The 16,588-nt window shown below is 34.6% G+C and carries 23 protein-coding genes; 21 read left to right on the forward strand and 2 right to left on the reverse strand.

Annotation, left to right across the window (positions count from 1 at the left end; translation table 11 throughout):
• Positions 1–35 precede the first annotated feature (35 nt).
• On the forward strand, positions 36–185 hold the full coding sequence (locus tag ABD745_RS06115; RefSeq protein ID WP_344826762.1) for a hypothetical protein: 150 nt from the start codon (positions 36–38) through the stop codon (positions 183–185).
• Between the two features lie 67 nt (positions 186–252).
• Here the strand turns inward: ABD745_RS06115 and ABD745_RS06120 are convergent, their stop codons facing one another.
• On the reverse strand, positions 253–999 hold the full coding sequence (locus tag ABD745_RS06120; protein WP_344826765.1) for an SDR family oxidoreductase: 747 nt from the start codon (positions 997–999) through the stop codon (positions 253–255).
• 111 nt (positions 1,000–1,110) lie between these two features.
• On the opposite strand from ABD745_RS06120, the gene ABD745_RS06125 reads away from it, so the two are divergent.
• Positions 1,111–1,455 (forward strand): winged helix-turn-helix transcriptional regulator, encoded by a 345-nt coding sequence (locus tag ABD745_RS06125; RefSeq protein WP_344826768.1) that lies wholly within the window; start codon positions 1,111–1,113, stop codon positions 1,453–1,455.
• A gap of 269 nt (positions 1,456–1,724) precedes the next feature.
• Here the strand turns inward: ABD745_RS06125 and ABD745_RS06130 are convergent, their stop codons facing one another.
• Positions 1,725–3,944 (reverse strand): NADP-dependent isocitrate dehydrogenase, encoded by a 2,220-nt coding sequence (locus ABD745_RS06130; RefSeq protein WP_344826770.1) that lies wholly within the window; start codon positions 3,942–3,944, stop codon positions 1,725–1,727.
• Between the two features lie 168 nt (positions 3,945–4,112).
• On the opposite strand from ABD745_RS06130, the gene tpx reads away from it, so the two are divergent.
• The 19 genes from tpx to ABD745_RS06225 all read left to right on the forward strand — a co-directional run bounded on the left by tpx (position 4,113) and on the right by ABD745_RS06225 (position 16,525).
• A complete protein-coding gene (gene tpx, locus ABD745_RS06135; RefSeq protein ID WP_344826773.1) occupies positions 4,113–4,610 on the forward strand; it encodes a thiol peroxidase in 498 nt (165 codons plus the stop codon).
• A 231-nt stretch (positions 4,611–4,841) separates the two neighbouring features.
• Positions 4,842–5,231, forward strand: a complete 390-nt coding sequence (locus tag ABD745_RS06140) for a glyoxalase superfamily protein (protein ID WP_344826775.1) — start codon at positions 4,842–4,844, stop codon at positions 5,229–5,231.
• A gap of 226 nt (positions 5,232–5,457) precedes the next feature.
• Entirely contained in the window at positions 5,458–6,669 is a 1,212-nt protein-coding gene (locus ABD745_RS06145) for a DUF763 domain-containing protein (RefSeq protein WP_344826778.1), read from the forward strand.
• Between the two features lie 279 nt (positions 6,670–6,948).
• Positions 6,949–7,539 (forward strand): Crp/Fnr family transcriptional regulator, encoded by a 591-nt coding sequence (locus tag ABD745_RS06150; RefSeq protein ID WP_344826781.1) that lies wholly within the window; start codon positions 6,949–6,951, stop codon positions 7,537–7,539.
• Between the two features lie 78 nt (positions 7,540–7,617).
• Positions 7,618–8,025: a VOC family protein gene (locus tag ABD745_RS06155; protein ID WP_344826784.1), complete on the forward strand. Its 408-nt coding sequence runs from the start codon at positions 7,618–7,620 to the stop codon at positions 8,023–8,025.
• A gap of 4 nt (positions 8,026–8,029) precedes the next feature.
• Positions 8,030–8,491 carry a hypothetical protein gene (locus tag ABD745_RS06160; protein ID WP_344826786.1) on the forward strand — a complete coding sequence of 154 codons (462 nt, stop codon included), beginning with the start codon at positions 8,030–8,032 and terminating at the stop codon, positions 8,489–8,491.
• Positions 8,492–8,604: 113 nt separating this feature from the next.
• Positions 8,605–9,129, forward strand: a complete 525-nt coding sequence (locus tag ABD745_RS06165; protein ID WP_344826789.1) for a DinB family protein — start codon at positions 8,605–8,607, stop codon at positions 9,127–9,129.
• A gap of 2 nt (positions 9,130–9,131) precedes the next feature.
• Entirely contained in the window at positions 9,132–9,908 is a 777-nt protein-coding gene (locus ABD745_RS06170; protein ID WP_344826792.1) for an alpha/beta fold hydrolase, read from the forward strand.
• Between the two features lie 189 nt (positions 9,909–10,097).
• A complete protein-coding gene (locus tag ABD745_RS06175; RefSeq protein ID WP_344826795.1) occupies positions 10,098–10,529 on the forward strand; it encodes a VOC family protein in 432 nt (143 codons plus the stop codon).
• Between the two features lie 77 nt (positions 10,530–10,606).
• A complete protein-coding gene (locus tag ABD745_RS06180) occupies positions 10,607–11,020 on the forward strand; it encodes an SRPBCC family protein (protein WP_344826796.1) in 414 nt (137 codons plus the stop codon).
• Between the two features lie 17 nt (positions 11,021–11,037).
• On the forward strand, positions 11,038–11,292 hold the full coding sequence (locus ABD745_RS06185) for a helix-hairpin-helix domain-containing protein (RefSeq protein ID WP_344826799.1): 255 nt from the start codon (positions 11,038–11,040) through the stop codon (positions 11,290–11,292).
• Between the two features lie 221 nt (positions 11,293–11,513).
• Positions 11,514–12,380: a VOC family protein gene (locus ABD745_RS06190; protein WP_344826801.1), complete on the forward strand. Its 867-nt coding sequence runs from the start codon at positions 11,514–11,516 to the stop codon at positions 12,378–12,380.
• Positions 12,381–12,514: 134 nt separating this feature from the next.
• Complete coding sequence (locus tag ABD745_RS06195; RefSeq protein ID WP_344826804.1) at positions 12,515–13,348, forward strand: SDR family oxidoreductase; 834 nt, start codon at positions 12,515–12,517, stop codon at positions 13,346–13,348.
• Between the two features lie 81 nt (positions 13,349–13,429).
• Entirely contained in the window at positions 13,430–13,858 is a 429-nt protein-coding gene (locus tag ABD745_RS06200) for an SRPBCC domain-containing protein (protein ID WP_344826806.1), read from the forward strand.
• A 24-nt stretch (positions 13,859–13,882) separates the two neighbouring features.
• Positions 13,883–14,356: an SRPBCC family protein gene (locus ABD745_RS06205; RefSeq protein ID WP_344826809.1), complete on the forward strand. Its 474-nt coding sequence runs from the start codon at positions 13,883–13,885 to the stop codon at positions 14,354–14,356.
• Between the two features lie 54 nt (positions 14,357–14,410).
• Positions 14,411–14,869 (forward strand): DoxX family protein, encoded by a 459-nt coding sequence (locus ABD745_RS06210; protein WP_344826811.1) that lies wholly within the window; start codon positions 14,411–14,413, stop codon positions 14,867–14,869.
• A gap of 383 nt (positions 14,870–15,252) precedes the next feature.
• Positions 15,253–15,807, forward strand: coding sequence for an RNA polymerase sigma factor (locus tag ABD745_RS06215; protein ID WP_344826813.1), 555 nt, complete (start codon positions 15,253–15,255; stop codon positions 15,805–15,807).
• A 13-nt stretch (positions 15,808–15,820) separates the two neighbouring features.
• Entirely contained in the window at positions 15,821–16,168 is a 348-nt protein-coding gene (locus tag ABD745_RS06220; RefSeq protein ID WP_344826816.1) for a hypothetical protein, read from the forward strand.
• An 87-nt stretch (positions 16,169–16,255) separates the two neighbouring features.
• On the forward strand, positions 16,256–16,525 hold the full coding sequence (locus ABD745_RS06225) for a hypothetical protein (RefSeq protein ID WP_344826819.1): 270 nt from the start codon (positions 16,256–16,258) through the stop codon (positions 16,523–16,525).
• The last annotated feature ends 63 nt before the right edge of the window (positions 16,526–16,588 follow it).

Here is a 16,588-nt window from a genome sequence, read left to right on the forward strand (position 1 = left end):
TGATAAATTCATCTTTGAATTTAAAATATTAATTTATGTCAAAAACATCACCGTGGCACAGCATTCAGCAGAATGTTCACCACAACAACACTAAGTGTACAGAAGGAAATAACATTGAAGCAAAAAACAAAAGGTCTGGAACTGGAGGTAAGCCATTGTGCTCACATTGTTCAAGACTTAGTTAAAATGTAATTTCATTGAAAAGGCTCATCTTAAGTAAATGAGCCTTTGTTCTTAATTTATTTATCATTTCTATAAAATCATTCCGCCATCAATAATAATTTCTGTTCCCGTCATGAAGCTTGAGACGTTATCATCAGACAGATAAACAACCAGCTTGGCAACATCTTCCGCTGTTCCCATTTTTTTCAAAGGGATGGTGTCGATCAACCATTCGTTGATGCCTTTCAGTTTTTCTTCATCTAATCCCGCTTTCGACATGATTTCCGTTTTTGTTGGTCCCGGACTTACCATATTGACCCGGATTTTTTTTGGTGCCAATTCCGCAGCTGCTGTTTTTGCAATTGAATTTAATGCTGCTTTACTTGCCTGATAAACGGAATTATTTGGGTGATACATTGTTGCAACGATCGAAGACAAAAAGACAACAGAAGATCCTTCATTCAACAACGGAATGAATTTATTCAACGTAAAATATGCTCCTCTGAAATTGATGTTCATTACATTATCAAAATTCTCAACACTCATATTTTCAATAGGAATTAAACCTCCCGTCACTCCGGCATTGATAAATAATATGTCAACTTTGCCGTACTGACTTTCTACTTCATTTTTTAACGAATCAATATCATTAAGATTTGACTGATCCGCCACAAACGGAATTGCTCCCAACTCTTCAGCCGCTTTTTCAATAGCTTCTTTTCTTCTTCCTGTGATGATTACTTTTGCGCCTTCTGCGATTAATTCTTTTGCGGTTGCATACCCGATTCCACTGTTTCCTCCGGTTACGATGGCTAATTTGTTATTAAATTTATTCATTGTTTTTTAATCTTTAAAATTTTTGACAAAGTTATTTTAAATTGATATACTTTTGTAATCAGTATCATAGAGTATATCAGTATCATCAATTATATCACGTAAATTTGCAACATGGAAAGAGATCAAACCGAAGAGCTGAGAGCATTACAAGACACCCTTTATTTCATTGGCGGGAAGTGGAGAATTCCTGTTATTAATGCTATTTGTAATGGTCACAAACGTTTCCGTGAAATTGAAAGAAGCATTCCCGGAATCACCACAAGAATGCTTTCAAAGGAATTAAAAGACATGGAATTAAACAAATTGGTCAAACGAAATGTTTATCCCGAAACTCCTGTTTTAATAGAATATGAGGCAACAGATTATTGCAGAACATTTGGGAATATTATTCAGGAAATGATTATTTGGGGAAGGGAGCATCGGAAAGTGATTGTGGAGGATGGTTTTAAACACTAATGATCACGAATATTTTAACTAATTCCACAATATATAATAATGTTGTACCATCAATAGAACGGGCTTTAGCCCGTTTTCAATTTATATAATCAAAATTGGCTTTAGCTAAAACTTAAAAATATTTCGCTAATACTACGCTTAGATTCCTCCGGAATGACAAAAGAGATGGGATATTTTGTGTTTATTTGTGAAAAACATTCGTGCTATTTGTTTAAAAATAAAAAAGCCCCTTTTAAAAAGGAGCTTTTTATTTATATTAAATCAGAAAATTAAATTCCGTCAATAATTTCATTTAAAACGGTGCTTGGTCTCATTGCTGCATACGTTTTATAAGTATCAGTTTTGTAGTAGCCATCAATGTTTTGAGGTTTACCTTGAGCACCAATTAATTCGGCATTGATAACTTCTTCATTTTCTTTCATGGCTTCTGCAATCGGAGCAAATTGTTTAGCCAATTCAGTATCAGCAGTTTGATTAGCCAAAGCTTCTGCCCAATACATTGCCAAATAGAAGTGAGAGCCTCTGTTATCGATTTGTCCTACTTTTCTTGCAGGAGATTTGTCCGTAGCTAAGAATTTCGCGTTTGCCTCGTCCAATGCATCAGCTAAAACCTGAGATTTTGTATTCCCCTGAGTTTGTGCTAAATGCTCCAAAGAAGCCTGTAAAGCCAAGAATTCACCTAGAGAATCCCATCTTAAATAACCTTCTTCCAGGAACTGTTCAACATGTTTTGGAGCAGAACCTCCTGCACCTGTTTCGAATAAACCGCCACCATTCATTAATGGAACGATAGAAAGCATTTTTGCAGAAGTTCCAAGCTCAAGGATTGGGAAAAGATCCGTTAAATAATCTCTCAATACGTTTCCTGAAACAGAAATTGTATCTTTTCCTTCTCTTGCTCTTTTCAGTGTTTCCGTCATTGCGTCTTTTACATCAAGAATCTTAATGTCAAGACCGTTTGTATCGTGATCTGCAAGATATTTTTCTACTTTTTTGATGATTTCTCTGTCGTGCGCTCTTCCTTTGTCTAACCAGAAAATTGCAGGCGTATCAGATAATCTGGATCTGTTTACTGCCAATTTTACCCAATCCTGAATCGGAGCATCTTTAGTCTGACACATTCTGAAAATATCGCTTTTTTCTACTTTTTGAGAAAGAAGAACATTTCCTGCTTCATCCTGAACTTCAATTGTTCCGTCTGCCGTAGCCTGGAAAGTTTTGTCGTGAGAACCGTATTCTTCAGCTTTTTGAGCCATCAAACCAACGTTCGGAACAGAACCCATTGTTGTAGGATCCAGTTTTCCGTGAGCTTTCATATCATCGATTACAGACTGATAGAAACCAGCGTAAGAACGGTCCGGAATGATACAAACCGTATCTTCTTCTTTCCCTTCTTTGTTCCACATTTTACCGCCACCTCTTACCAAAGCAGCCATAGATGCATCAACGATGATGTCAGAAGGAACGTGGAAATTTGTAATTCCTTTATCAGAATTTACCATTGCCACTCTTGGTCCGTTTGCCAAAGCAGCTTCGATGTCAGCTTTAATGTCAGCTTCCTGAGCATTTCCTTTGATTTTTTCGAAAAGATCGGCAAGACCGTTATTTGGATTAACATCTAAAGACTTGAAAGTCTCAGCATATTTAGTGAAAACATCTTTAAAGAAAGTTTCTACGATCGCTCCGAAAATAATAGGGTCAGAGATTTTCATCATCGTAGCCTTTAAGTGAGCAGAGAGAAGTACATTTCTGTTTTTAGCTTCTTCGATAGCTTCCTGTACGAAAGCTTTCAAAGCGTTTAAATTCATAACAGAAGAATCGATAATTTCCCCAGCCTGAAGACTTGCGAAATCTTTTAATAAAGTTTCAGCACCATCATTTCCTTTGAAAACGATTTTATATTTTGTGGCATTTTCTAGCGTTATAGAAGTTTCAGTTCCGTAGAAATCTCCGTTGTTCATGTGAGCAACGTCGGTTTTGCTGTCAGAAGCCCAATCTCCCATTCTGTGAGGGTTTGCTTTTGCATAGTTTTTAACAGCTTTTGGAGCACGTCTGTCAGAATTTCCTTCTCTTAACACAGGATTTACAGCACTTCCCAATACTTTAGCATATTTAGCTTTGATTGCCTTTTCCTCATCATTTTTCGGTTCTGCAGGATAATTCGGAACTGCGAAACCTTTAGATTGTAATTCAGCGATTGCCTCGTCTAACTGAGGTGCAGAAGCTGAAATATTTGGTAATTTGATAATGTTTGCGTCAGGTTGAGTTGCCAATTGACCTAATTGAGCCAACGCATCATCGATTTTCTGATCATCTTTCAAAAATTCAGGGAAGTTTGCTAAAATCCTTCCTGCCAAAGAAATATCCGGAACTGCGATCTCAATATTTGCTGATTTTGTAAATGCTTTTACAATCGGTAAAAACGAGTGTGTCGCCAACATTGGAGCCTCATCCGTTAATGTGTAATAGATTTTTGATTTGTCTGACATTATACTATTATTTATTATTTGATTTTTTAGTTCCACAAATTTAGTTAAAATTTAATTTTTTTAGATTAAACCTAAATAAGATTTTCCACTTTAAGAATTATTTAACCTTTATTTGACAAAAAATCCTCTTCATTTTGATTAAATTTGAAAAACTTAAAAAATAAAATTATGTCAAATATCACTTTAAAAGGAAACGAAGTACATACAATAGGAACTTTGCCGGCAGTAGGAACCACTGTAAGAGATTTTGCTCTGGTAGATTCAGGTTTAAATGTAAAAACTCTTGAAAGCTTTGAAGGAAAGAAAAAAGTTTTCAATATTTTCCCAAGCATCGATACTCCGACTTGTGCGTCTTCTGCAAGAAAATTCAATGAGGAAGCTTCAAGCCTTGAAAACACTGTTGTAATCAACGTTTCTAAAGATTTACCTTTTGCTTTAACAAGATTTTGTGCAGCAGAAGGTTTAAATAATGTTGAAACACTTTCAGATTTCAGAAGCAGTTTTGGTGATGATTATGAAGTAACAATCACAGATTCTCCGATGAAAGGTCTTTTGAGCCGTGCCGTGATCGTAACTGACGAAAATAATAAAGTGGTTTACACGGAGCAGGTTTCAGAAATTGCCAACGAACCAAATTATAGTGCAGCAATTGAAGCATTAAAATAATTTAGCAATAAAATTTTTATAAAAGCCTTGTGAAAGTTTTATTTCGCAAGGCTTTTTTGGCAGTAAGAATTTCTAAATTTCAATCAAATGGTATGCAAAAGTGAAGAATTCAGAATTTGAAATTACTTACGAAATTACCGATGAAGACTGGTGAGTTCGCAGATTCTTCGTCAAAGATCCGTTTGGAAAATTAATTAATATTCTTTCACATCAATAAGTTTAATATTAAATATGAAAGCAGAACAAGTTATTCCCATTCTCAGAATTTTTGATTATCAAAAAACGATAGAATTTTATATCGATTGGCTAAGTTTTGAAATTGTTTGGGAACATCATTTTGAAGACGACACTCCCGTTTATATGGAAGTTAAAAAAGATAATATCATTCTTCATTTAAGCGAACATCACGGTGACGGAACTCCCGGAAGCAGGGTTTTTATCTGGGGTGAAGGCGTCGCAGATTATCATAAAGAATTGATCGATAAAAAGTACAAATACAATCGACCGGGTTTAGAAAAAACGTTTTACAATGCCATTGCTTTTACCGTCGATGATCCTTTTGGAAATAAAATTATTTTTAATGAAAAGTTTGATGAGGACAAACATAAAGGTTTATTTTAAACACGAATGGCACAAATATTTTTCACGAATATCACTAATTAAATAAAGGTTTATAAATTTTGGCTAAAGCCAATATGATGTTTTTAATTTCTTAAACGGGCTAAAGCCCGTTCCTATTGATTAATAATTTGTGCTTATTTGTGAAAAACATTTGTACCATTCGTGTTTAAATACTGATTCAAATCATCAAAATATCATCATATTAAAACCTAACTTTACAAAATAAATGAAACGTTCCGGAACAGCAGATTTACCCCTTCACTATGGCAAAGTACCGCTGTGGTTGTATGAGCGTATGTCTATTCTCGGGCTTTCAATTATTGAAGTAATTCTTACAGATTATGGAAAAGATGAAGTTCTGCGCCGATTGGCTGATCCGTTTTGGTTCCAGAGTTTTGGAGCGGTGATGGGAATGGATTGGCATTCTTCAGGAATTACAACTTCCGTTATGGGTGCTTTAAAGCGTTCAATTAATCCTAATTCTCAAACACTCGGACTGTATATTTGTGGAGGAAAGGGTAAATTTTCCAGAGATACACCGTCAGAATTACTGCAAATTGCTGATAAAACAGGGTTGAACGGAACCGAATTGGTGAGAGCCAGCAAACTTTCTGCAAAAGTTGATAATACGGCGATTCAGGATGGTTATCAATTGTATTTGCATAATTTTATTTTGTCAGACAACGGAAACTGGAGCGTTGTTCAACAAGGAATGCATGAGTCAGATGGAACCGCAAGACGTTATCATTGGCATTCAGAAAATATAAAATCCTTTATTGAAGAGCCTCACACAGGAATCAATGGAATTTCAAGAGGAAAAATTTTAAACTTAACAGATTCGGAAGCATCAGAAAACAGAAAAGGAATTTTAGATATTTCCCATACCGATTCTGCAGAAATTATGAGCGATTTTTCAAGATTAATTCTTCCCAATCAACATGATGTACAAGCTTCTGATATTGATTTAAGACGGCTCGGAGCGCTTTTATACGTAACGCGAGAACAACAACCTCAGAATTTCGAAGATTTATTGATGCTGGAAGGTGTCGGCCCGCGAACGATGCAGTCTTTGGCGTTGGTAAGTGAAGTGATTCACGGTGCGCCTTCAAGATTCAAAGATCCTGCAAGATTTTCTTTTGCGCATGGCGGAAAAGACGGACATCCTTTCCCGGTTCCGACCAAAGTTTATGATGAAAGCATTCAAATCCTTAAATCTGGAATTGAAAAATCAAAGCTCGGAAATTCAGATAAATTAAAGACGCTGAATAAACTTCATCAAATTGTTGAAGCCACAGAAAAAGATTTTACACCCAATTTTGATATTCAGGAAGTGATTGAAGAAGAAAGACAAAATTCCTGGCGTTTTGGCGGGAAAACAGTTTTCGGGGATGTTCAGAAACCTTCCAGTCCGAAACCGATTCAGCTTTCTTTGTTTTAAAAGTTATAAATAGACGGCTCGTTTGTTATTCCGAATGAAACGCAGTGTAATGAAGAATCTTTTTTTAAATATAATTGAATTTTAGAGATTCTTCCTTCGTTAGAATGATAGATCGAACAGAACGTTTAATAATTTATAATCAATATAAACAGCTTACAACGATTATGTGTAAAGGATTGCAATAAAATAATCTATCACAATTCGTTATTTTGTTTAATGATTTTTTCATCAAGTCCAATAAAAATTCTATTTTTAAAAAACTTAAAAAACATTGACTTGATGACAAATAAAGCCTTAGAAATCTGCTACGATTTCCCTTTTTTTCTAGATGAAGAGCTGGAAGAGATATTTTATGCTCACGAAAAAGTAGTTTTCCAGAAAGGAGATTGTATTCTTGAAGAAGGAAAAACTGCCAATGAATATTATATTTTGGAGAAAGGTTTGGCTCGTTCGTTTGTCAATGATTTTAATGGAAATGAAGTGACGACACATTTTTTTGTAGAAAACGAAATCATTATCGAAGTTTCTTCATTATTTCAACGAATTCCGACGCAGGAAAATATTGTCTGCATTACAGATTGCGAATGCTGGAAATTCAGTTTTGAAACTTTTCAGGAATTATTCCACAAAATTCCGAATCTCAGAGAATGGGGAAGAGCTTGGATGTCTCAGCAGCTTTTTGTTTATAAGCAACGCTCGGTAGAGATGTTTACGCTTTCTGCGACAAAACGTTATCTTAATCTTTTAGAACAAAAACCTCATGTTGTACAGTTTGCTCCATTGAAGCAAATCGCTTCCTATCTGGGAGTTACAGATACTTCTTTAAGCAGAATTCGTAAAGAGCTGGTGTCTCATCCGAAGAAAATTTAAATCTTGTCTTATGGCAAGTTGGTTTTCATGTTAACTAGGTAATTTTGGTTAAAAGTTTAACATTTAAAAAATTACAAAATGAAAATCAATCAAATTTATGTCAATCTTCCGGTTAAAGATATTCAGAAAACAAAAGCGTTTTGGACGAAACTTGGATTCTCTGTCAATGAACAGTTTTCAGATGAAAAAGCAGTTTGTGTAGTAATGAATGACAATATTTACGTTATGTTTTTGACGGAAGAATATTTTCAGACGTTCTCTGAGAGACCTGTTCCAAAAGGCGATACCACTCAGGTTTTAGTAGCGATCGGATTAAACAGCCGTGAAGAAGTTGATCAGGTGGTAAATGCTGCCGTCGAAAACGGGGCTCATCAACATGAAGAACCACAAGATTACGGATGGATGTATCAAAATTCTTTTTGGGACATCAATGGACATGGCTGGAATGTAACATTTGCAGATCTTTCTCAACTTCCTCAAGGATAATTAAATGGAAACAAAATCAAACGATGTTGAAATTATAAAGTATTTGATACTTAGTAATTACAAAGTAATTTCGATGAATATTAATGATATTTCAAACGAAGAAGCAATGATTTTTCCTAATGGAGAAGCCAATTGTATGAATTGGATTTTAGGACATTTAATTTACATAAGAAATGCTTTTCTAAATGTTTTAGGTGAAGAATCGATTTGGGATAACGGGAAGTTTTCATGCTACAACAGAGGTGAAATTCCTTTGAATCGGAAAGATGAATTTTTAAGTTTTGAAGAATTAAAATCTTATTTAAAAGAATCTCAGAACAAATTTGAAACAAAACTGAATAGCCTTGAAAGTATTGATCCTTCAATAATTAATGACATTTCAGGATTGTCTCTTCACGAAATTTACCATAGTGGTCAATTCGGCTATCTCAGAAGAATTTTAGGAAAACCCGGAGCTATAAAATAAACCTGCTCAATCTGCAAAATCCACAAGAAAAATAGATTTAAGGTTACACCAATAGAATCTGTGTAAATCCGTATAATCTGCGGAAACAAAAGAGAATATTAAAACTAAACAAAATGGATACACCAAAATCAAAAAAATTAGACATTATTATTCCGGCTTTTCGAGGTCACAGTCAGAATTTTCTGATGGTTCTCGACGGAATTTCTGAAGAAGATGCCCTGAAAAGAATTGAAGGCAGAACCAATCATATCGTTTGGATGGTCGGGAATTTTCTCGATATGCGTTACGCTTTGGGGTTTGTTCTCGGACTTCAGGAAGAATTTGAATTTAAAGATTTTTTCTTTCAGGGAAAAGCGTTGGATGAAAATTTAACATATCCGACTTTACAACAGCTTAAAGATGCTTTCCATACAATTTCACCTCTTGTTTATAATAAATTATTGGAAGTTTCCGACGAGGAATTGGATAAAGCTTTTCCGGTGGGAATGAACATCGATTTTTTTCCGGAAACGGTTCTGAATTTCGTAGGAATGTGCATCGGTCGTGAAGATTATCTGAGCGGACAAATCGGATTAATGCGAAGAATTCTTGGTTACGAGGGAATGAAATACGATTTTGATAAAGATCTAAAATATTAAACATGAATCCTGTTGAAAAAGGTCTTAAGCACATCAATGGAATTCAGATGTATTATGAAATCTACGGTTCAGGAAAACCTTTGGTATTAGTTCATGGAGGAGGCGGTTCTATTTTATTTGATTATAAAGAAGTGATTTCGAGGCTGGAAAACAAGTTTCAATTAATAGGGATTGATCTTCAAAACCACGGAATGACCGGACATCGCGATATTCCTGAAACCTTCGAGCAGGATGCAGATGATGTTGCTGCTCTTTTGAAAGACCTAAATATTAAAAAAGCTTCGTTTTGGGGTTTCAGCAACGGAGGAAATACAGTGATGCAAATTGCCCACCGACATCCTCAATGGGTTGAAAAACTCGTTATTGCATCCGCATTTTATAAAAGAAGCGGAATGATGGATGGTTTCTTCGAAAATATGATGGAAGCAACATTAGAATCAATGCCGGAACCGCTTAAAATTAATTTTTTAAACCTGAATCCTGACTTTTCTGCGCTTGAAAATATGTTTGATAAAGACAGCAAAAGAATGCAGACTTTTGAAGACTGGAGCGAAGATATCTTAACTTCAATAAAATCTCCAGCTTTATTTATTTCCGGTGATAAAGATGTAATGAAACCCGAACACGTCGTTGAAATGTGGCGTTTGGTGGAAGGTTCTCAATTAATGATTCTTCCTGCCACTCACGGTTCCTATATGATGGCGGATTTTGGAGGGAATGTGGATGAAAAACTGATTGATTTTACTGTGAATGAGGTTGCAAAATTTTTGAATATTTAAGATCATTAAATAGATTCTTCCTTCGTCAGAATGACAATCTATACGTTCAATATTTGCTGAATAGAATGCTTTTGCAAACGAAATATTCATAATTAAAATCCTTGTTCTCTTTGCGTTTAAAAAAGATGAGATTGCCACGTAGCAAGCTCGCAATTACAAATAAAAAACAAACTTTAAAAATAAAATATCATGGCTAAATTAAATCCGTACTTAAATTTTGATGGACAAGCAGAAGAAGCTTTCAATTTTTATAAATCTGTCTTTGGAGGTGAATTTGTTGGTGAAATTCACAAAATGGGAAATGCACCCGGAACTGAAAATTTATCAGACGAAGAAAAAAACAGAGTAATGCATATCGCGCTTCCTATCGGTGGAGATTTGTTGATGGCTTCAGATATTGTTCCAAGTTTTGGGCAAAAACTGAATGTAGGAAACAACAATTATGTTTCAATTTTCCCTGAATCGAAAGATGAAGCAGACAGACTTTTTAAAGGACTTTCAGAAGGTGGAAACGTTGAAATGCCTATTGAAGACCAATTTTGGGGCGACTATTTCGGGAGCTTTCAGGACAAATATGGTGTTCATTGGATGGTGAACTATAATGAACAATATACAAAATAATCCTATCTTTAAACTAAATTATAAAAATGGGTAGCTGAATTTTGGCTGCCCTTTATAACACCTAAAAAAATATTATTATGGAACCTATTCATATTGACATTACGATTTTGGCTCCCGTTCAAAAGGTTTGGGATTATTATAATGAGCCAAAACATATTACAAAATGGAATTTTGCCCATGAATCATGGGAGTGTCCGAGTTCCGAAAACGACTTAAGAGTTGGCGGACAATTTAAAAACAGAATGGAAGCGAAAGATAAAAGCTTCGGATTTGATTTTATAGGAACTTATGATGGGGTTATTCCTAATGAAAGAATAAAATATCATATGGAAGACGGAAGAAATGTAGATATTTTTTTTGATTCTATTGATGAAAATACGACAAATGTTAAAATAACTTTCGATCCTGAAAAACAAAATTCTACGGAAATGCAAAGAGACGGTTGGTATGCTATCCTGAATAATTTCCATAAATACGTTGAAAATCACTAAAAAACTTTTAAAGCATCATGATAAACTTAATAATAATGGCGAAATGTTTAAGCTCTATTTGTGTTGTTAATCATGTTGTGGAAGGAGATTTTCTGAGAGGAATTATTGCAATGCCGGCAAGAAGAGCTTTAGAAAAAGAGAAAATAGATTCTCTGGAAAAATTATCGGATTATTCCGAGAAAGAAATTATGCAGTTACATGGTTTCGGTAAAAATACGATGAAAAAACTGAAAGTATATATGCATGAGAATCATGTTTCTTTTAAAAATTGATATTAAACACAAATTGCACTAATGTTTGCACAAATTTTCACTTTGATACATTATTTTGGTTAGATGCTTCGACATGCTCAGCATGACAACGCATCAATTATATCGCTAAATAAACTGTTAGTATTAGAGATGTTATGCTGAGCTTGTCGAAGCATTTGTGATTATTCGTGAAATATTTCTACCTATTAGTGTTTAAGGCAAAAAAAATAAAATTTAAAATTATGAATAATGATATTTTCCCGTGTCTTTGGTACGACGGAAACGCAAAAGAATCAGCAGAATTTTACTGCAAAGTATTTGAAGGAAAAATTACTGCAGATACGCCTGTTGTGATGAACATTGATCTTTTTGGTCAAAAATTAATGTTATTAAACGGAGGTCCGCAATTCAAAAAAAATGCTTCCGTTTCTTTCATGGTAATCTGTGAAACGGAAGATGAGGTTCAAAGATATTGGGATCAGCTGATGGAAGGCGGAATGGCTTTAATGCCTTTGGACTCTTATTCCTGGAGCAAAAAATATGGCTGGCTTAAAGATAAATATGATGTCACGTGGCAGATATTTTTAGGTGAGAAGAGAACCGAGCAGAAAATTATTCCGACTTTGATGTTTATCCATGAAAATAATGGAAAGGCGATGGAAGCGATGGAATTGTACACAAAAACTTTCCCGAATTCTAAAATCGGAAGCATTTTAAAATATGGCGATGGAAGTGAAGGCCATCCAACTCCTGAACCTGCGGAAAATATTCAACATGCACATTTTGAAATCGACGGCTACAGTTTCTTCTGTATGGATAATTCTTACGATCATCAATTTGATTTCAATGAAGGAATTTCAATGGTTGTGATGACCGACGATCAGGAGCAAACAGACAAATATTGGAATGCTTTGACTTCTGATGGAGGAAGAGAAAGCATGTGCGGTTGGTTAAAGGATAAATATGGTTTCAGCTGGCAGATTGTTCCAAAAAGATTGATTCAGCTGATGAGTGATTCGGATCAGGAGAAAGCAGGAAAAGTAGTTCAGGCTATGATGAGAATGCAGAAAATTGTTATTCAGGATTTGGAAGCCGCTTACAATTCTTAAAGATATGGCTGGAAGATGGAAGCGGGAAGTTAAATTATTTAACGGAGTTAAAAACTTTCAGCTTCCATTATCTGGCTTTCTTAATTTTTCCTCTTCGGCTTATTGTTTGATGGTATTCATAAAAAGATTTGCTTATGAAAACACAGAACAAGTCAAATTCAAAATCTAAAGTTCCAAAAGATGGGCTTTATCCTGAGATTATCCGTAAAAATTATTTAGGAAGTAAAAAGCTTCTTAATAAAAAAGCTGTAATTTCCGGTGGCGACAGTGGGATCGGACAGGCTGTTGCTGTTCATTTCGCTAGGGAAGGCGCAGATGTTGCGATCATTTACAAAGAAAGTGATAAAGATGCCAAAGAGACTCAAAAACTGGTTGAAAAAGAAGGTCAGAAATGTATTTTGCTGAAAGGTGATGTTTCAAAAAAGACTTTCAGGACAAAATGTTTAGATAAGATCAAAAAAGACTGGAAAACATTGGATATTCTTGTCAATAATGCGGGAATCCAGTTTCCTAAAAATGATATCGAAAAGATTTCAGATGATCAGATTCAGAAAACTTTTGACACTAATATTATTTCAATGATTGCTTTGACGAGAGACTTTTTAGCACTAATGAAAAAAGGCGGAAAAATTATCTGTACAACTTCTGTTACAGCCTATCGCGGAAGCGATCATTTGATCGATTATTCGGCAACGAAAGGTGCAATTGCTACTTTTATACGTTCTTTAGCTGTTAATATTGCAGAAAAAGGAATTTTGGTAAATGGCGTTGCTCCCGGTCCGATCTGGACACCTCTTGTAAAGGAAACTTTTGATAATTTGTCGGCTTTCGGAAAAGATAATCCTTTGAAAAGGGCTGGACAGCCTTCTGAAGTGGCTCCGGCTTATGTTTTCCTGGCTTCGGAAGATTCAAGTTTTATCACAGGAGAAATTATTCATATTAATGGCGGAGACTTTGTAGGAGGATAAATTCAATTTTTATGAAGACTCTTTCTTCCCAGGATGACAAATTAATTACAAATTCTTTAAATAAATTTTAAGGCTTAGACTATGGAAAAATTAAATTTTGAAATACAGATAAATGCAGAACCCGAAAAGGTCTGGAGTGTGCTTTGGGACGATATTTCTTATAGGCAATGGACGACGGCTTTTACGGAAGGTTCTTTTTACACGGGAACTTTGGAAGAAGGAAGCATCGTGAAATTTTTTGATCCGAATAATAACGGAATGTATAGTCGGGTAGAGAAAAATATTCCTAATCAGGAAATGAAATTTTTACATCTCGGAGATATCTATGGTGGAATTGAAACTCCGCAAAATTGGGGTGACGCGACCGAAGCTTGGATTTTAGAAGAAAATGAAGAAGGAACGAAACTTAAAAGTGAAATTCAGACTAATGAAGAATTCAAAAAGTTTTTTGAAGAGAAATTTCCAAAGGCAATGCAAATCGTGAAGCAACTTTCTGAAAACCAATTTTAATATTCAAATTAAAAATCTAAAAATATGGAAACTTTATCTTACGAAAAAATCATTGATGCTCCGAAACAGAGAGTTTGGGATATTCTTTGGGGAGATGAAACGTATAGTGAATGGACGAAATTTTTTAATCCAGGTTCACCATCACAAATGAAGAGCGATTGGAAAGTGGATGGGAAAACCTACTTTGTGAATACAGAAGGTGAAGGAATGGTTTCAACAATTGACAGTCTGGATGAGCCCGGCCAAATTATTTTTAAGCATTTGGGAATGGTCGATAAAAATGGAGTAGAAGACACCGAAAGCATGGAAGTAAAGCAATGGAGCGGCTGTTTCGAAAAATATATTCTAATAGATTTTGGTGGAAAAACAAAGCTTCATGCAGAAGTACAGGTCGAAAAAGAATGGCAGGATACTATGAATACAGGTTTTATAAAAGGCTTGGAAATTGTAAAGAATCTTGCTGAAGAAAATAATTATGACTTAAATAGCTTATTCTAAATTAACAAACAGATTGTTGATGAGTTTAAGATAATTTTACACTTAAAATTGAATATGAAATTATTAACAATCCTTTTCGTTACCTTTATTCTGGCTTTATTGGGGACTAAAATCTTTCAGGGAAGCTGGAATTTTTTATTTTCGGGGAATTTGGGAATGGCGGTTTTTATAATTTTCACGGGATTTGCGCACTTTAAATTTCAGAAAGGAATGGCAATGATGATCCCTGATTTTATTCCTGCGAAAATGTTTTGGGTATATTTCACGGGAATCATTGAAATTGCAGCCGGAATTGGTTTGGTGGTTCCTTCAGTTCGTGAATTGACAGCTGTTTTATTAATTGTCTTTTTGGTTTTAGTTTTCCTGGCAAATATTAATTCTTCCAAGAAAAAGGTCAATATTTTCAAAGGTGATTATTCGGGTCCCGGAATGAGTTATCTTTATAAAGAGAGAATTCCGATGCAGATTATTTTAATTGCATGGACTTGGTTTTTCGGAATTTATCTAAATTAAAATTTTATTGTTTTAAAATATGAACGGAGAGTATTTGCTTTCCGTTTTTTTGTCATTGCGAGGAGCGAAACGACAAAGCAATTTCTTTTTTAATCACAAAGACAATAATTTTTTGAAATGATTTTGATTGTTTTCTATTAATGTTTAAGTTTTTGATTTAGTTTGTCATTCCGTAGGAATCTAGGCTCATTGTGTAGCGGTCTAATGGTAAGTTATCGCTTAAATTCCTTCATAATAAATTATTGATGAGTAATAAATTGAGAGTCTTAAAAATCCCATTAATAAAAGAAAAACCGAATTTCCGGAAAAATATTTTAAATTTATTAAAGTAAAACAAAAATATCAATCGTCATAGCAATATGGAGATTGTCGAAAAAATAACAATGCCGCAAAAAGAGAAGGAAAATATCATCTCACAAACCGTTTCAAAGTACGGCGGAAAGCTGATGTCTTACATTCGCCCGAAAGTGAAAAACACGGAAGATGCGGAAGATATTTTGCAGGAGGTGTGGTATCAGTTCAGTAGTCTTACCAATCTTTCTGAGATTGTGAATGTTGGCGGTTGGCTGTACAGAGTAACGGCAAATAAAATCACTGACAAATATCGTAAAAAGAAAACTGAAAATCTTGAAGATTTTGTGTACGAAGATGAAGACGGAAGTTTTTCCATAAAAGATATTCTTTTGCTTGATGAAAGTGCAGGTCCGGAAGTAAAAATGTTTCAGGATGAAATCTGGAAAAAGCTTTTTGAAGCATTGGACGAATTGCCCGAGAAACAAAGGCTTGTTTATGTAGAAAATGAGCTCAACGACAAAACTCTCCAGGAAATTGCCGATGAACAGGGCGAAAATATTAAAACAATTATCAGTCGGAAGAACTATGCCGTAAAGCATTTGAGAAACAGATTGAGAAGATTATATGAAGATTTAAATAGTTAGTAAAAAGAAAGTTATGAATTATAATAAACACAAAAAAGGCTGGATTTTTTTATTCTTATGTCCACCCTTGATTTTATTGGGAGTTACATGGATCGTCATGGCTCTTTGGAATTGCCTGCTCCCCGATATTTTAGGAGTGAAATCGATAACATATTGGCAGGCAATGGGAATTTTGATCTTAAGTAAGATCCTTTTCGGAGGTTTCCATTTTGGAAAAGGAATGAGAGATTTTAAAGAAAAGAAAATGATGAGAGACAGAATGATGAGTTTATCTCCGGAAGAAAGAGAAAAGTTCAAAGAAGTCTGGAAAGACAGATGTTCAGGAGGATTTTTCAACCGTCACAACAAAACAAACGAATAATAAAAATTTTAGAAGTAGTAAAGTAAAATTAAAATTCATTCGTCTATATAAAAAACAAAAAGTAGTAAAATTTAAAATTTTGAAAAAATGAAAAATTCAGTATTAAAAGGTGCTCTTGGAGCATTAGCAGTTGCCGGAGTTGCAATAATCGCTAAAAAAGCAATCGAAAGAAAAAGATTTGTAAAAGGTATTTTCGAAGAATACGGAATTAAAGAAAGATCTCCTTTCGGTCTTGCAGACAAGATCAGAGAAATGAATGAAGAACAATATCAGGAATTGAAAGGGAAATTCAAAAAAGAATTTGCTTCAAAATGCCACCACAGAGGATTTAAAAAAGAAGATATTGCAGAAGCGTAATAATAGAAAGTAAACTAAATTGAAATTGTTAATTCCGGTGCGGGAAGCTCTGCTTCCCGCACC

Origin of the sequence: Chryseobacterium ginsenosidimutans, assembly GCF_039536845.1 — a bacterium.
Lineage (GTDB): Bacteria > Bacteroidota > Bacteroidia > Flavobacteriales > Weeksellaceae > Chryseobacterium > Chryseobacterium ginsenosidimutans_B.

Excerpts from the sequence above, each read along its gene's own strand:
- ABD745_RS06120 (WP_344826765.1), bottom strand. The coding sequence starts at position 999 with ATGAATAAATTTAATAACAAATTAGCCATCGTAACCGGAGGAAACAGT.
- ABD745_RS06125 (WP_344826768.1), top strand. The coding sequence starts at position 1,111 with ATGGAAAGAGATCAAACCGAAGAGCTGAGAGCATTACAAGACACCCTT.
- ABD745_RS06210 (WP_344826811.1), top strand. The coding sequence starts at position 14,411 with ATGAAATTATTAACAATCCTTTTCGTTACCTTTATTCTGGCTTTATTG.
- ABD745_RS06115 (WP_344826762.1), top strand. The coding sequence starts at position 36 with ATGTCAAAAACATCACCGTGGCACAGCATTCAGCAGAATGTTCACCAC.
- ABD745_RS06165 (WP_344826789.1), top strand. The coding sequence starts at position 8,605 with ATGGATACACCAAAATCAAAAAAATTAGACATTATTATTCCGGCTTTT.
- ABD745_RS06175 (WP_344826795.1), top strand. The coding sequence starts at position 10,098 with ATGGCTAAATTAAATCCGTACTTAAATTTTGATGGACAAGCAGAAGAA.
- ABD745_RS06215 (WP_344826813.1), top strand. The coding sequence starts at position 15,253 with ATGCCGCAAAAAGAGAAGGAAAATATCATCTCACAAACCGTTTCAAAG.
- ABD745_RS06180 (WP_344826796.1), top strand. The coding sequence starts at position 10,607 with ATGGAACCTATTCATATTGACATTACGATTTTGGCTCCCGTTCAAAAG.
- ABD745_RS06225 (WP_344826819.1), top strand. The coding sequence starts at position 16,256 with ATGAAAAATTCAGTATTAAAAGGTGCTCTTGGAGCATTAGCAGTTGCC.
- ABD745_RS06160 (WP_344826786.1), top strand. The coding sequence starts at position 8,030 with ATGGAAACAAAATCAAACGATGTTGAAATTATAAAGTATTTGATACTT.
- ABD745_RS06130 (WP_344826770.1), bottom strand. The coding sequence starts at position 3,944 with ATGTCAGACAAATCAAAAATCTATTACACATTAACGGATGAGGCTCCA.
- ABD745_RS06220 (WP_344826816.1), top strand. The coding sequence starts at position 15,821 with ATGAATTATAATAAACACAAAAAAGGCTGGATTTTTTTATTCTTATGT.
- ABD745_RS06185 (WP_344826799.1), top strand. The coding sequence starts at position 11,038 with ATGATAAACTTAATAATAATGGCGAAATGTTTAAGCTCTATTTGTGTT.
- ABD745_RS06200 (WP_344826806.1), top strand. The coding sequence starts at position 13,430 with ATGGAAAAATTAAATTTTGAAATACAGATAAATGCAGAACCCGAAAAG.
- ABD745_RS06155 (WP_344826784.1), top strand. The coding sequence starts at position 7,618 with ATGAAAATCAATCAAATTTATGTCAATCTTCCGGTTAAAGATATTCAG.
- ABD745_RS06205 (WP_344826809.1), top strand. The coding sequence starts at position 13,883 with ATGGAAACTTTATCTTACGAAAAAATCATTGATGCTCCGAAACAGAGA.
- ABD745_RS06150 (WP_344826781.1), top strand. The coding sequence starts at position 6,949 with ATGACAAATAAAGCCTTAGAAATCTGCTACGATTTCCCTTTTTTTCTA.
- ABD745_RS06145 (WP_344826778.1), top strand. The coding sequence starts at position 5,458 with ATGAAACGTTCCGGAACAGCAGATTTACCCCTTCACTATGGCAAAGTA.
- ABD745_RS06190 (WP_344826801.1), top strand. The coding sequence starts at position 11,514 with ATGAATAATGATATTTTCCCGTGTCTTTGGTACGACGGAAACGCAAAA.
- tpx (WP_344826773.1), top strand. The coding sequence starts at position 4,113 with ATGTCAAATATCACTTTAAAAGGAAACGAAGTACATACAATAGGAACT.
- ABD745_RS06195 (WP_344826804.1), top strand. The coding sequence starts at position 12,515 with ATGAAAACACAGAACAAGTCAAATTCAAAATCTAAAGTTCCAAAAGAT.
- ABD745_RS06170 (WP_344826792.1), top strand. The coding sequence starts at position 9,132 with ATGAATCCTGTTGAAAAAGGTCTTAAGCACATCAATGGAATTCAGATG.
- ABD745_RS06140 (WP_344826775.1), top strand. The coding sequence starts at position 4,842 with ATGAAAGCAGAACAAGTTATTCCCATTCTCAGAATTTTTGATTATCAA.